We start from the raw sequence: 14,039 nt of genomic DNA on the forward strand, positions 1-14,039 counted from the left end.
GCGGCGATCTCTTTCACCAAGGCGCCCTCAATTGCGCATCCGCACGACGCCCGGCCCGTCACATGACGGGCTAACGCCGGCTTGCGCGGCGCGGCGTCGATCGACTGGAGGAGGCGCAGCGAAAAGCGTTGTGCTATCCTCCCGCGGGGGCGGCAGGAGAGAGAAACCATGGCAACGAGTGTCAAGCAAATGCTGGAAGCTGCGAACGCGGCGGTCCCGAAGATCACCTCCGACCAGGCGGCCGAGATGATCAAGAACGGCGACACGCTGGTCGTCGACGTTCGCGATGCGCCGGAAGTCGCCGCCAGCGGCAAGATCGCGGGCGCCGTGAACGTCTCGCGCGGGATGCTGGAATTTCGCGCCGACCCGGAGTCGCCCTATCACGACAAGGCGTTCGACAAGACCAAGACCGTCATCCTCTATTGCGCGTCCGGCGGCAGATCGGCGCTGGCCGGGAAGGTGCTGAAGGATATGGGCTACGACAAGGTCTACAACGTCGGCGGCTTCAAGGACTGGTCCGGGGCAGTCGAGAAATAGGCGGAACAGGCAGTTCCCGTTTCCTGGCGCTTGCACATCACGGCCATGAACGATCGATCTGGGGGCGCGGACCTTGGTGCCGCGCCCCGATTGGTGCTTCCTGCGCCAGGAGCGGGGAGCGGGACCGTCACCCGGGCGATCGGCGGCGCCTGACTTGCTCGGTCGATCGAAGCTTCATCCTTGACGCAACGATCCGCCTTCACGCGCGTTTTCCCTCTGCCGAGAACCGCGTGAGGCGTGTCATGACCAGGGAAAACGAACTGAAGCCCGACGATTTCCCGATCGAAGCCGACAAGGACAAGCTGAAGACGCACAAGGGCGAGCCCGTCGCCGAGGCCGAATCGGAGCAGATTGCGAATGAGATCGCCGACCGGCTCAACGAGCACGCACACCGGGAAGAGCAGGATCGCTGGTCGGCCTAAAGCGCGATGCGATTAGGATGGTTCGCCCTCGCGCTATAGGTTGTTGTTTGAGCATGATCTTTTCGGAAAACCGCTGCGCACTCTTCCGGATCATGCTTTGGCGACACGCCGCGCCACCAACAGGAATAGGAACGCCCCGCGTTCCCGCGCATTGGCTCGCGCCGGGGTTCCACAATTCCGGCACATGGCGGCCTCGGCCCGACCCCGCCCCCGGACCACCGGGCCGGGGCTGCCTGACCTCAACGCACAGGAGCGGACATGAAAGCACTCGTGCTCGCAGCGCTCGTTGCGGCTCTCACCTCTCCCCTCGCCGCATTCGCGCAGGACGGCACCGGAGCGTCCAGGACTGGATCGAGCATCAATTCGACCGGGACCGGCGGGACGACCGGAGCGGGAGCCTCCAGCCTCAATACGCCCTCGGACAACAATAGCGGCGGCGGCAGCGCGCCGGCGAAGTCGTCGACCATGCGGTCGGGAGACAACGACCCCTCCAGGCAAACCCAGGGCGGTCAGCAGGCCCTGCCGAACTCAACCGGCACGAACCGCAAATAGACGCCTCGCTTTCGGCAGCCGTTCGCGCCCTCACTCCGGATACGCAAACAGCTCGATCGGCTCGTTGAAGCCGCGCACCTCGTGCTGGCCGACATGCTCCAGCGCGAACTCTCTCTCCACCAGCTCGGCGAAGGCGCGCGACAGCAGCACCTTCTTGCCGATCGTCTTGGTCAGCGCCTCGAGGCGGGAGGCCATGTTGACGGCCGGGCCGATCACGGTGAAGTCGAGCCGGCTGGTCGATCCGATATTGCCGTACATGACGTCGCCGACATGGACGCCGATGCCGTAGTTCAGCGGCGCGCGGCCGGTGCCTTGGTTCCGTTCGTTCAGCGCGGCCATGGCCTGCCGGGCCTCGGCCACGGCATGCAGCAGGTTCGCGCAGGCATCGGGCGCGCTGAGCGGGAAGATCGCGAGCAGCCCGTCGCCGATGAATTTCAGGATCTCGCCGCCGTGCCGCGCAATCGGCTCCGACATCGCGTCGAAATAGTCGTTGAGCAGGTCGATGACGTCGTCGCGCGGCCAGTTGTCGGAGATCTTGGTGAAATCGCGCAAATCGCAGATCATGATCGCGGCGCGCACCGTCGTGCCGGTGCCGCGTCTGGTGGCGCCGGCCAGGATCAGCTCGCCGGCATGGGAGCCGACATAGGTCTCCAGCAGCGTCCGGGCCAGGCGGTTCTTGATGCGGATCTCGCTGACCAGCGCCAGCACCGGCAGCAGCTTCTTGAGGCCGGCGATATGCGCATCGTCGAACCCGCCGGGCCGGTCGGTCGCGAAGGTGACGATGTGGCGCTTGCCGAGCGTATGGTAGAGCGGCCAAGCGACATAATCGGTGAGGCCCTTAGCGCGCATCTCGTCATAGAGGGCGTGCTTGCGGCCGAGCGAGGGATCCTGCTCGAGCCTCTCGCGCAGCTCGGTGGCGCCGTCATGGATCTCGTGGGCGGCGCTGCCGATATATTCGGGCCGCTCGCGGACTTCATAGTCGACCAGCGCAATCTCGGCCTCGCGGCTCCCGTCGGACCACATCATGCGGGCCCCCAGCCATTGCGGGTGATTGATCAACACGTGGAGCGTCGCCCGCTTCACGGGAATGCCGTCCTGCTGGAGGCGGATGCACATCTGCGCGAAGATATCGTCGATGAAGCGCTCATCGCGCGTGCCGTTGGTCAGCCAGTCGATGACGCCATCGGCAGGCGTGGGGGCATGTTTGTCTGGCGCGGTCATATTCTGCCCCTCGAGCTGCGGTCTGTTGCAAGGCAGATATCATGCTCCGGCCCGGCGGCGTCAACCTGGCCAGTTGCATGGATTGTGCGCAGCGGGCGACCGGCGCAGCGGCGGCCTAAGCGAGCAGCCGGATCGATCCCAGCACTGCGAGGCCCGAGACGAGCGCAAGCGTCGCTGGCTCCGTCAGCTCGACTTTCAGCGTGCCCTCGTCGAGAATCGTAAAATTCTCGTCATCGAGACGGATGCGGCATTCGCCGCGCGCGGCGTAGACGAGATGCGTGCCCACCGCGAGCGGCCGCTCGCCGGGCTCCCTGAGCGCGAGGAGATCAATCTCCGCCGCACCGCGCCGCGCCATCAGGTTCACGACCTCCACCGGGCCGGCTTCGAGCTCGGTGACGATCTCGAGCTCGCCGGTGAAGCGCACGGTCGTAAAAGGTTCACGTTCGTCGAATTCCCGCGTGGGCGACTTCAGCACCAGCCCGCGCCCGCCCACGACCATCTGCAAACGGTCGATGCCTGGCATGTAGGAGAAGGGGCCGGGCGCCACGATCGGCGTCGAAGCAAATCGCCAGAGCAGGCTGTCCCAGTTCTTCTGCGGCGCATCGTCCCGATGAGCGTCCGCAATGTCGGTGAAGATGCCGCCGCCGTTCTTCCAGGGCGAGCGGGTATAGTCGTCAGGTTTGAGCAGTGTTGCTTTCATGGAGATCCTCGACACGAAGAGGGTGCGATGGAGCGCCGGCGCGCGCGTCCAGGAGCGGTTCGGCTTCCTGCCGCACCACGTCCAAATGCGTGAACAGCGACACGTGGCCGCCATCGGGGAGCGCCAGCAGCTTCGCCTGCGGGATTGCCCGGCAGACATTCTCGGCATGCGAGAACGGCACGACGTTGTCGGCGCGGCCGTGCACGACGAGGGTGGGCGCCGAGATCGATCCCGCGGGCAACTGTCCCAGCGCGGCAAACTGCGCGATGTCGTTGACGGTCCCAGGAAGCCGCGCATGCAGACGCTGGAACACACTCGACTGCAAGGCGCCGAACAGCGGACCTGCCGCCGGATGTCTCAAGGTCCGTTCGCGCATGGCATCATCGGGGATCGAGCGGCGCGCACCGGCTTGCGGATTTCGTTCAGCCTGCCACCTCAGCACGCGCGGCAGTCCGGGAAGACGCGCAAGGTGGCGCATCATGCGCAGGCGCGTGGCAATCTCCGGCGGCGTTTGCAGCGTGCCCGTGCAGGCCGAGACCAGCACGAGCGAGCGGCAGCGCGAGGGATGCCGCGCGGCAAATTGCAGCGCCGAAGGGCCGCCGGCGGAGACCGCGACGACCGCCACGGTCGAAATCCCGATCGCGTCGAGCAGCGCGCCGTAGAGATCGGCCTGTTCGTCGGGTGACGCGCCAAGCTCGAGGGCCGAGCCGAGATAGCCGGGGCGGGACACGGCCACCACCCGCTTGCCCCTGAACGTCTTCGCGAGGGCGCGGGCCAGCAGCCACGACTGGTCGTGACCGCCCATGCCCCCATGGACGGCCAGAATGGCCGGCCCCTCGCCCGCGATTGCGCACTGGATCGCGCCGCGAGAGGTCCGCACCGAGACTGGAGCAGGCCCGGCGAGCGGAAATGCGTCTGGATTTGCAGTCATGTCGCGGCTTCCGGTCGCCCGGCTGTGCCGGCCTTGAGGCAACGCAGAAGCGCCGCAGCCTCCGCCGGCGGCCGACGCTCGATCCGGCGATACGCGCGCCCGTCGGACGTGCGGACGACCAGGCCGTGATCGCACAGCGCGCGGCGCAGCAAGGCATCATCGGCGAAGGCATGCTGACGATTCAACAGCGTCTTCACTTCCGCCTCGGCCAGACTGCATCGCGGCGGAAAGCCGGCCCACAACACCCAGAGGCTCAGCTGCTGCAAATTGTGGCGGGCCGGCCAGCGAAGCAGCCTGCCGCGTTCATCGAAATGGCGCGCCGCGCGCTGCACGCGCTTCAGATCGACCGCCTCGTCCCGGGTCGCCGGCGTCCCGCGGTCATCCACGGCAGTGCCGACCGCACCTGCGCGGAAATGCTGATAGTTCCGGTGTCCCGTCGCACGCGCCAGAATGTTGAGCAACTCGACGTGACCCGGTGGCGACGTGCGCTCCAGAAGCTGGGCGCGCAGGGATTTCGCGAGCGCAGAGATGTCGCCCGCCACGAACGCAATGGGTGTTCTGGACATGACCAATCCTCGATGTGCCGATCCACAGGTGGATTGTCGGAGGTCACCGGCTTACGACGCGGCACGAGGTTTGGTGTCGATTCGATTGAGCCTTGCAGGTTTAGCTTCCCTCGCGGGACGGTGACGCCTGGGTGAACTGCAGACCCGGGCAAACCCTTACTATAGACGCCCGGCGAGCTCAAGGGCCCGCCATCCGCGATGCGCGGTATCGCGGTCGGAGCGCCGAGTGTTGCGGAATCGGCGACGCTACTTCGACGTCAATGCCGCTGTCGCAGCCGATATGAACTGTCGGCAGCGGTCACACATCAGCTCGGTACGAGCGCGGCCGCGCCTACATCCCGCTTAAGCCGCTATCGACCGCGAGGGTCTGCGCGGTGACGTAGACGCTTTCGTCCGAGAGGAAGAACAGCACGGCGTAGGCGATCTCCCAGGCGGTGGCCTGGCGGCCGAAGGGAACGTGGCCCTTGCCGCGGTTGGGGCGGCCGGCGCCGGCTTCGCGGCCGTTGGGTGTGTCGACGAGGCCGGGATAGACGAGGTTGGCGCGGATGCCGCGGCGCGACCCGAGGTGGGCGATGTTGCGCATGAGGCCGCCGAGCGCGGCCTTGGAGGAATCGTACACCGCCATCTGCGAGCCGGCTTTCAGCGCGGCGATCGAGGAGATGAAGACGATGGCGCCGCCATCGTCGAATTTCGGCAGGGCGGCGCGGCAGCACAGCATGGGGCCGCGGACGTTGACGTCGTAGATTCTATTCCACTCCTCGGGGCTGACGGCATCGAGCCCGACCTTGCCGAAGGTGCCGATGTTCAGCACCATGCCGTCGAGCCCGCCCATGGCGCCGTGCGCTTCCGCGATCATGCGAACGACGTCGGCCTCGGACGTCACGTCGGCGGCGATGGCAAAGCCCTCGCCGCCTTCATCGGTGATGCGCTTGACGGTCTGCTCGGCAGCGCTGCGGTTGAGATCGGCGACCGCGACCTTCGCACCTTCGCGTGCGCACAGGATGCTCATGGCCCGGCCGTTGCCGATCGGATCTGTGGCGGCGTCGAAGACGCGCTGGCCGCCGCCGACGATCAGGATGCGGCGCCCTTTCAGGCGTCCCCTGCCTGGGGCCTCGCCCAGCGATTCCGCGCTCGGCGGGCGGACGTAGCGGTCCGGCTTGCTCTCGGGCTCCGACATCTCAGCCGCCCGGCCTCTTGCCGCCGTCATAGACCTTCATGCCGGCGGCTGGATCCAGATCGGTCTCGGTCGCCTCGGTGAGGCGGGCCATCATCATGTAGAAGCCGAGCGTGACGATGGATTCGACGATCTCCTGGTCGCTGAGGTGCTTTCTCGCGGCAGCGAAGGTCGCCTCCGCAACGCGGACGTTCTCGACCACTTCGCGGCCGAACTTCAGCAGCGCGCGTTCGGCTTCACTCAGCGCGGCGGCATCGTAGTCGCTGCGCTCGACCGCATCGATCTGGGCTTGCGTGCAGCCGACGCCGAGCGCGATCGGCACATGCTGGCGCCATTCATAGGCGCCGCCTTCGAGCTGCGCGGCCTGGAGAATCAGCAGCTCGCGGTTGACGGCCGAGAGCTTCTGCTTGTGCAGGATCGAATTGCCGAGCCGCATCGCCGGGATCATGTTGGCCTCGGCGTGGGCCATCATGCGGAAGATGTTGAGCTTGACCGGCATGCGGTCGAACGAGGCGCGGATGTCGCCGCTCGTCGTCTCCGGATCAATCAGGGGCAGCCTTGCCACGCGTTTCTCCCTTGGGCTTTCGTTTCTTGTTGTCGTCGTCATTCCCTGCCGCGATCAGCGACAGGAAGAACGCGAGGTAGCGGTCGAGCGCCTCGATCACCTTCGCCCGCGGCGAGGGCGCCGCGCCCATCACGTAGTGTTCGAGACGGATGTAGATCAGCCCGGCGGCGAACAGCCGCGCGGTCTCGCGCGGATCGGGCGTCGAGATCAGGCCGGCGAGCGAGAAGCCGCGGAAATAATCCGTCATCAGGCTCTGTTCGCGCGCATAGAAATGATCGGCGAATTTGGCACGGATGCCGGGGACGCGGTTGCGCTCGGCGGTGATCACCTTCTGGAACTGGTGCTCGCGCGGATCGGACCATTGCTCGACGAGGTCGAGCGCGAACTGACGGCAGAACGCGGCGGGCTGTCGCGCGAGCTGCCTATAGCGCGGCTCCTCCAGCCGGCTCGCCGAGCTGGCGGGACCGTGCTCGGCGACGATCGCCTCCAGGATCGCGGCCTTGCCCGGGAAATGATTGTAGAGGCTGCTCTCGCGGATGCCGACGCGACGCGCGAGCTCGCGCATCGAGGCGCCGCCATAGCCGCTCTGCGCGAACAGATTGAGCGCCTCGGTGAGGATGCGCTCGCGAGTGGTGGGCGCAGCCGCTTCCGCCGCGCTGGAGGTGTGGACAGCCATGTGGCTTGACTAACGAACGATCGTTCGCTAGTCAACCGTACGAACGATCGTTCGTTTCGCCAGTCTGGCGGCAACGGTCGCGGCCCGCAAGATCGCTTTCGGGCACTGTTCTCGCGTTCAACTCCGCTCCATCGAGAGGCGGAGAGCAATTTTGGGAGACGACGTCATGGCGCGCTTTGCCCGCCCTCGCCTAGCCGCGGCTTGCATCCTGTTGCCGCTGCTCGCAGCAAGCACTGCCCAGGCCCAAAGCGCGAAATACGATCCCGGCGCCGACGACAAGACTATCAAGATCGGCACCACCGCGCCGCTGAGCGGCCCGGTGTCGGCCTTCGCGCAGATCGCGAAATCGGCGGAAGCCTATTTCCGGAAAGTCAATGACGAGGGCGGCGTCAACGGACGGCGTGTCCAGATGATCATCGCCGACGACGCCTACAGCCCGCCCAAGACGGTGGAGCAGACCCGGCGACTGGTCGAGAGCGAGGAAGTGCTTTTGATCTTCGGCGGCGTCGGTACGCCGACCAACAGCGCCGTGCACAAATATCTCAACGACCGCAAGGTGCCGCAGCTCTTCCTCGGCTCCGGCGCCGCCAAGTGGGACGACCCGAAGAATTTCCCGTGGACCGTCGGCTGGCAGCCGACCTATCGCGACGAGGCGATCGCCTACGCCAAGTACATCAAGGCGAGCCACGCCAACGCAAAGGTCGGCGTGCTCTACCAGAACGACGATCTCGGCAAGGACTATCTGAAGGCGCTGGAGGAAGGACTCGGCAGCGGCGAAGCGATTGTCGCGCGGGCGGCTTACGAGACCTCGGCCCCGACCGTCGACACCCAGATCCTGCAATTGAAGACCGCGGGCGCGGATGTCGTGCTCGTCGCGGCGACGCCGAAATTCGCGGCGCAGGCGATCCGCAAGATCGGCGAGATCGGCTGGAAACCGGTCACCATCATCTCCAACGTCTCCGCCTCGATCAGCGGCGTGCTGGAGCCGGCCGGCAAGGACAATTCCACCGGCGTCATCTCCAGCCAGTACCTGAAGGACGCGACCGACCCCGCGCTGAAGGACGATGCCGGCTACAAGGAGTGGTTGGCGTTCATGGACAAGTACATGCCGGAGGCCAACAAGAGCGACTGGCTCAACGTCTATGGCTATACCATCGCGCAGACGCTGGTGACCGTGCTGAAGGCATCAGGCAACGACCTCACCCGCACCAACGTCATGAAGCAGGCGACCTCCATGAAGGACGTGCGCCTGCCGATGCTGATCAACGGCACCGCCGTGAGCAATTCGCCCGAGCGCTTTACGCCTATGACGAGCCTTCAATTGATCCGTTTTGACGGCACGCGTTGGGTGCCGTTCGGTGATCTCCTGAAGAACTGATCATGCGACAGGTCAGGATCGGCAGCATGCGGGTCGATCTCGTCAGCGAGATCCCCGCGCTTGCCTTCGACAAAAGCTGGCTGTTCGCCAACGTCACCGACGCGGTGATCGCGGAGAACCGGGGCTGGCTCGACCACCGCTATATCGAGCCGGAGACCGGCCGCTTCATTCTCAGCCACCATTCCTACCTGGTGCGCACGCCGCGCCGGACCGCGATCGTCGACACCTGCTGCGGCAATCACAAGCATCGACCGCGCGTGCCGGCGTGGAACAACCTGAATCAGCCCTATCTCAGAAACTTGCAGGCGCTGGGCGTTGCCCCCGAGCAGGTCGATTTTGTGATGTGCACGCACCTGCACGTCGATCACGTTGGCTGGAACACGCGCCTCGTGGACGGGCGCTGGGTGCCGACCTTCCCCAACGCGCGCTATCTGATGGGGCGGGCCGAGTACCGCCATTTCGAGGCCGCGCACAATGCTGCGCCGAACACCCCGGTGAACCATGGTTCGTTCGAAGATTCCGTGCTGCCGGTAGTCGCGGCCGGCCTTGCCGAATTGGTCGAGACCGACCACCGCCTGTTTAGCGATCGCGACGCGGCCCTGCGCTTCGCGCCGGCGCCCGGCCACACCGCCGGCAACATGCAGATCCACCTCAATGGCGGCCACGATCACGCGGTGATGTCCGGCGACGTCATCCATCATCCGATCCAGTGCGCCGCGCCTTGGCTGTCGAATGCCGCCGACGTCGATCCAGCTGCGGCACTCGCAACGCGAATGGCGTTGCTGGAGGAGCTAGCTGATACGCCGAGCTACCTGCTCACCGGCCATTTCCCCGCCCCGACCGCGGGGCGCGTGATCCGGCACGGCGAGACCTATCGATTTCGTTTCGAGGACTAGACTATGAAGCTGAGTTCGATCGGCGGCCCCGGAGGTCACCTCTCCCCGCGGGGAGAGGTCGGATTGCTTGGGCGCGCGATTGCGCGCCTGAGCAATCCGGGTGAGGGGCCGCAATGCGAAGCGAGACCGTAACCCCTCACCCGGATCGCATCTTTCGATGCGACCCGACCTCTCCCTATGGGAGAGGTGATCCGAGCTCGTGGCCCGCATCGATTCAACCAAAACCTATTCTTCTTCAGGAGATGCCACATGATGCTGCGCACGGTCACGCTCTCATTGCTCGCATTGCTGTCGGCGGGATTGCCGGCATGCGCCGAGGACCCTGCCGCCTACCCCACCCGGAAGATCAAGATGCTGCTGCCCTATGCGGCCGGCGGCGGCGGCGACGTGGTCGGCCGGCTGCTTGCGGACAGGATGAGCAAGACGCTCGGGCAGACCATTTATATCGAGAACCACACCGGCGCGGCCGGCACGCTTGGCACGCAGATGGTCGCGACATCTCCGAATGACGGCTACACCATCACCGTCGGCGGCATGACCACGCATGTGCTTGCCCCCGCGATCTATCCAAATCTGCCCTACGATCCGATCAAGGATTTCACGACCATCGGCCGCGTCGGCACCTCCTCGATCATGCTGGTCGCGACCAAGAATTTTGCCGCCAATGACATCAAGGGCCTGGTCGCGCTGGCCAAGAAAGGCGAGCCGATCCAGTACGGCAGTTGGGGCGTCGGCTCGACCGGGCAATTCTGCGCGGAGATCCTGATGCAGCAGACCGGCATCAAGATGGATCACGTGCCGTTCAACGGCATAGCGAAGCTTGCCGGCGATCTGCTCGGCGGCCACATCTCCCTTGCGACGCTCGACGTCGCGACGGCGACGCCGCTGGTGAAGGACGGCTCGATCAAGGCGCTCGCCGCCTGCGGCGAACGTTCGCCGAGCCTGCCGGATATCGCCAGCTACAAGGAACAGGGCGTGCCATTCGACCGCAGCCTGTCCTGGGCGATGTATGCGCCGGCGGGACTCGCTCCGCCGACCGCGCAGAAATTGTCGGCGGCGCTCAAGGAGGCGCTCGGCGATGCCGTCGTGAAGGAAAAGCTGCTCGGGCTCGGCATCACCCCGCAATTCGTCTCCGGCGAGGAACAGCGTGATATCAATGCTCGCGACATCGCAGCCTGGAAGCAGGTTGCCAAGGACGCCGGGATCGAGGTCAAGTGAATAGCAGGGCTGTCGTGAACAAGGAAAGAATGGGAGCGCGGGCATGAGCCGCATCTTCGGCGCGGTGCGCCAGAACGGGTATGTGGTGCGGGACATCCGCGCCGCGATGACGCACTGGATCGAGGTGATGGGCGTCGGCCCCTGGTACTACATGGATCGCGTGAAGACCGACTGGTTCCGCCATCGCGGCCAGGATTCCGCGGTCGAGATGAGCATTGCCCTCGCCAATTCCGGCGATCTCCAGATCGAGTTGATCCAGCAGCGCAACGACGCGCCTTCGCTGTACAAGGAATTTTTGGACGCCGGGCACGAAGGGCTGCAGCACATGTCGTACTGGAGCCACGACTATCAGGCGCTCTACGACAGGGCGCTCGGACTCGGCTACAGGGTCGGCCATGAGGGCCAGATCGGCGGCGACAAGGGGCGCTTTGCCTATTTCGACACGCAGGCCCATCCGGGCACCGTGATCGAGATCTCCGACATCAGCGGCACCAAGGGACCGTTCTTCGAGAAGGTCCGGCAGGCCGCGATGAGTTGGGACGGCACGCGACCGATCCGCGAGGTCGGCGGCGGCCGATCGTAGGACCGATCACCGGCTTGGCCGATGTCGTTCGAAGCGCGCAAGACGACGCAAGAACCGGCTGATCAAAGGCGCTGCTGGCGCGGCAGAGGCCAAACCATGCTAATCTGAGGCTCGTGTCCGAACCTTCAGGGAGGCAATCATGTCCGACACTGACAAGGTTTTCGCCGGCTCGATCCCAAGACTCTACGACGAATATCTCGTCCCGATGATCTTCGCCGTTTACGCCGAGGACATCGCAAGACGCGTCGCTGCGCTCTCGCCCTCCGTGCTGCTGGAGATCGCGGCAGGCACGGGCGCGGTGACACGCGCCGTGGCGGCGGCGCTGCCGGGCGGCATCCGCTACGTTGCGACCGATCTGAACGAGCCGATGCTGGCTGTTGCCGCGCAGCGCCAGGCGGGTGATGATCGCATCACCTGGCGCCAGGCGGACGGAATGGCCCTGCCCTTCGACGATGCCGAGTTCGACGTGGTCTGCTGCCAGTTCGGCGCGATGTTCTTTCCGGACCGGATCAAGGCTTACGGAGAGGTGAAGCGAGTCCTGAAGGCGGACGGCACGTTCGTCTTCAACGTATGGGATCGCATCGAGGACAATGTGCTCACGCAGGAAGCGATGGTCGCGCTCGAAAAGCTGTTTCCCGACGATCCGCCCCGTTTCATGATCCGGACGCCGCACGGCTATTACGACAAGACCGTCATCAGAGGCGACCTCGAACGAGCTGGCTTCCGTGACATATCGATCGAAACCCGGTCTGAGATCAGCCGCGCGCCGTCGGCCGAATATGTCGCCACCGCGCTCTGTCAGGGCACGCCGCTGCGCAGCGAGATCGAGGCAAAGGATGCCAGCAAGCTTCAGGCTGCGACTGATGTCGTTGCCGAGGCGATCCGGACGCGCCATGGCTCCGGCCCGGTTGAGGGCAAGATCCAGGCTATCGTGATCGAGGCGCGCGCGTAATTGCCGAAGCCGCAATCCACTGCGCGCTCGGCTCGCCTTCGAGACCAACGGCGTGAGCATCCACCCGGCCCGGGGGCGCAAACCTGCGACCTCCCGGCGATCGCCGCCATAACAAAATCTCGCAGTGCCTAACACCGGGCCGTCCTATCGCCGGCGGGCGACTGCCTGCGCGTTTTCCGCGCGATTTCCACGGCTCCGCAGAAGCTAACGACCTATAACAACCCATAACGAGCAATTTCCGGCGGCCCGCGCCAATTTGGTTGCAGGACGAGCGGCCAGCCGACCCTGCGAGCACACAGCGCAGCGTCGAGACACAGGGCCGTGAAGCCTCGAGCCTGCAACCCGATGAGGAGTTCCGGAGATGACCAATAACCAGATCGTCGATTCAAGTTTCACCGCCATCATCAACGCACCGATCGACCGGATCGACATACCCGAATGGTGCTTCAACCTGCCGGAACGCGAGTATCAGGGCTGCTCGCCTGCGCACATCGCCGCGGGCTTCACGACGGCCCCGGACGGCAAGCGGATGTCCATCAATGTCGAGATCATCGGCGGCAGCCTCATGGTGCAGCACTATGTCGAGACGCTCGGCGAGAAGGACCATCTGATCCTCGATTCCACCTCCGACGTGTTCACGCCCAATGGACGCACCACCATTCACGTGACCTGGGAGCTGAGCGTGAAGGAGATCGAACCCGGCAAGTGCGAGTTCACCAACCGCGTCAGGTCGTACGCGACGGACGAGTTCATGGCGTTCATCGGCAAGCAGGGCATCCCCTTCGACCTGTTCCGCGCCCAACGCCAGCCCGCCTCGATCGCGCACAATCAGGGCGAGACGCCTCTGTTCGCCGCCAGCATCGAGCGCGCGGCCCTGGCGAACGCCTGACGACGGAGAGTCTCATGACAGACCTGTCCTACGACAAGACCGACACGGCGCTCCTGGTGGTCGATCCCTATAACGACTTCATTTCGGAAGGCGGCAAGATCTGGCCGCGGATCAAGGCCGTCGCCGAATCGAACAATTGCGTTCCGCACATGCAGCAGGTTCTGCAGGCCGCGCGCGACGCGAAGCTTCGCGTCTTCTACGCCATGCATCACCGCTACCGCGAAGGCGATTATGCATCCTGGAAGTACATTGCGCCGATCCAGCGGAGAGCGTGGAAGAACAGGAGCTTCGAATTCGGCACCTGGGGCGGCGAATTCCGCGCCGAGTTCGTGCCGGCGCCCGGCGAGATCGTCGCCAGCGAGCATTGGTGCTCCAGCGGTTTCGCCAATACCGATCTGGATCTCCAGCTGAAGCGGCATGGCGTCCAGCGACTGATCGTCATCGGATTGATCGCGCACACCTGCATCGAAGCGACCGTCCGCTTTGCCGCCGAGCTCGGCTACGACGTCACCGTCGTCAAGGATGCGGTTGCCGACTACTCCGAAGAGATGATGCACGCAGCGCTCGAGATCAACATGCCGAACTACGCCAATGCCATCGTGACCACGGACGAGATCGTCGCGGCGCTGTCATCAAGCCGGGTGGCAATCATCGCTGCCGAATGAGCTGGAGCAACGAAAGATCGGGACGGCTGATCGGACCGGATCGGCCGGTATCCCGGCAGGGATGCTCGCGCGCCGGCGAGGGCAACAAGCCCGAGTAGGCCCGAACATCCTCGC

The 14,039-nt window shown here is 65.2% G+C and carries 17 protein-coding genes; 10 read left to right on the plus strand and 7 right to left on the minus strand.

The features are described 5' to 3' along the window. Positions 1–168 precede the first annotated feature (168 nt). From ACM42_RS04840 to ACM42_RS04850, 3 genes are all read left to right on the plus strand, one after another. Positions 169–537, plus strand: coding sequence for a rhodanese-like domain-containing protein (locus ACM42_RS04840; protein WP_028180978.1), 369 nt, complete (start codon positions 169–171; stop codon positions 535–537). A gap of 242 nt (positions 538–779) precedes the next feature. Next, the gene (locus tag ACM42_RS04845; protein ID WP_271526845.1) at positions 780–959 is read left to right on the plus strand and encodes a hypothetical protein; all 180 of its coding nucleotides are present in this window, start codon (positions 780–782) and stop codon (positions 957–959) included. Positions 960–1,217: 258 nt separating this feature from the next. After that, on the plus strand, positions 1,218–1,511 hold the full coding sequence (locus ACM42_RS04850) for a hypothetical protein (RefSeq protein ID WP_271526846.1): 294 nt from the start codon (positions 1,218–1,220) through the stop codon (positions 1,509–1,511). A 30-nt stretch (positions 1,512–1,541) separates the two neighbouring features. Here the strand turns inward: ACM42_RS04850 and ACM42_RS04855 are convergent, their stop codons facing one another. The 7 genes from ACM42_RS04855 to ACM42_RS04885 all read right to left on the minus strand — a co-directional run bounded on the left by ACM42_RS04855 (position 1,542) and on the right by ACM42_RS04885 (position 7,344). Then, positions 1,542–2,732 carry an adenylate/guanylate cyclase domain-containing protein gene (locus ACM42_RS04855; protein WP_271526847.1) on the minus strand — a complete coding sequence of 397 codons (1,191 nt, stop codon included), beginning with the start codon at positions 2,730–2,732 and terminating at the stop codon, positions 1,542–1,544. A gap of 115 nt (positions 2,733–2,847) precedes the next feature. Then, a complete protein-coding gene (locus tag ACM42_RS04860) occupies positions 2,848–3,432 on the minus strand; it encodes a HutD/Ves family protein (RefSeq protein WP_271526848.1) in 585 nt (194 codons plus the stop codon). Then, complete coding sequence (locus tag ACM42_RS04865; RefSeq protein ID WP_271526849.1) at positions 3,407–4,363, minus strand: alpha/beta fold hydrolase; 957 nt, start codon at positions 4,361–4,363, stop codon at positions 3,407–3,409. Before ACM42_RS04865 ends, ACM42_RS04860 begins: the two co-directional genes overlap by 26 nt. Continuing rightward, a complete protein-coding gene (locus tag ACM42_RS04870; protein WP_333921149.1) occupies positions 4,360–4,905 on the minus strand; it encodes a DUF2087 domain-containing protein in 546 nt (181 codons plus the stop codon). Before ACM42_RS04870 ends, ACM42_RS04865 begins: the two co-directional genes overlap by 4 nt. Positions 4,906–5,260: 355 nt before the next feature. Further along, positions 5,261–6,106 carry an SDR family NAD(P)-dependent oxidoreductase gene (locus ACM42_RS04875; protein ID WP_271526850.1) on the minus strand — a complete coding sequence of 282 codons (846 nt, stop codon included), beginning with the start codon at positions 6,104–6,106 and terminating at the stop codon, positions 5,261–5,263. A 1-nt stretch (position 6,107) separates the two neighbouring features. After that, positions 6,108–6,668 (minus strand): carboxymuconolactone decarboxylase family protein, encoded by a 561-nt coding sequence (locus tag ACM42_RS04880; protein WP_271526851.1) that lies wholly within the window; start codon positions 6,666–6,668, stop codon positions 6,108–6,110. Then, positions 6,646–7,344 carry a TetR/AcrR family transcriptional regulator gene (locus tag ACM42_RS04885; RefSeq protein WP_271526852.1) on the minus strand — a complete coding sequence of 233 codons (699 nt, stop codon included), beginning with the start codon at positions 7,342–7,344 and terminating at the stop codon, positions 6,646–6,648. The genes ACM42_RS04880 and ACM42_RS04885 overlap by 23 nt, the downstream gene beginning before the upstream one ends. A 166-nt stretch (positions 7,345–7,510) precedes the next feature. Here ACM42_RS04885 and ACM42_RS04890 point away from each other — a divergent pair, with 166 nt between their 5' ends. The 7 genes from ACM42_RS04890 (at position 7,511) to ACM42_RS04920 (ending at position 13,925) form a co-directional block, all read left to right on the plus strand. Further along, entirely contained in the window at positions 7,511–8,722 is a 1,212-nt protein-coding gene (locus tag ACM42_RS04890; RefSeq protein ID WP_271526853.1) for an ABC transporter substrate-binding protein, read from the plus strand. Positions 8,723–8,724: 2 nt separating this feature from the next. Beyond that, a complete protein-coding gene (locus ACM42_RS04895; protein ID WP_271526854.1) occupies positions 8,725–9,618 on the plus strand; it encodes an MBL fold metallo-hydrolase in 894 nt (297 codons plus the stop codon). Positions 9,619–9,867: 249 nt separating this feature from the next. Continuing rightward, entirely contained in the window at positions 9,868–10,836 is a 969-nt protein-coding gene (locus ACM42_RS04900; protein ID WP_271526855.1) for a Bug family tripartite tricarboxylate transporter substrate binding protein, read from the plus strand. 43 nt (positions 10,837–10,879) lie between these two features. Beyond that, positions 10,880–11,419, plus strand: a complete 540-nt coding sequence (locus ACM42_RS04905; RefSeq protein WP_271526856.1) for a VOC family protein — start codon at positions 10,880–10,882, stop codon at positions 11,417–11,419. Positions 11,420–11,558: 139 nt separating this feature from the next. Then, on the plus strand, positions 11,559–12,371 hold the full coding sequence (locus ACM42_RS04910; protein WP_271526857.1) for a class I SAM-dependent methyltransferase: 813 nt from the start codon (positions 11,559–11,561) through the stop codon (positions 12,369–12,371). Positions 12,372–12,732: 361 nt separating this feature from the next. Continuing rightward, positions 12,733–13,260, plus strand: coding sequence for a hypothetical protein (locus ACM42_RS04915; RefSeq protein ID WP_271526858.1), 528 nt, complete (start codon positions 12,733–12,735; stop codon positions 13,258–13,260). A gap of 14 nt (positions 13,261–13,274) precedes the next feature. Continuing rightward, positions 13,275–13,925 (plus strand): isochorismatase family cysteine hydrolase, encoded by a 651-nt coding sequence (locus tag ACM42_RS04920; RefSeq protein ID WP_271526859.1) that lies wholly within the window; start codon positions 13,275–13,277, stop codon positions 13,923–13,925. Positions 13,926–14,039 lie beyond the last annotated feature (114 nt).

This window comes from Bradyrhizobium sp. CCBAU 25338, assembly GCF_028128965.1.
GTDB classification, from domain to species: Bacteria; Pseudomonadota; Alphaproteobacteria; order Rhizobiales; family Xanthobacteraceae; genus Bradyrhizobium; species Bradyrhizobium liaoningense.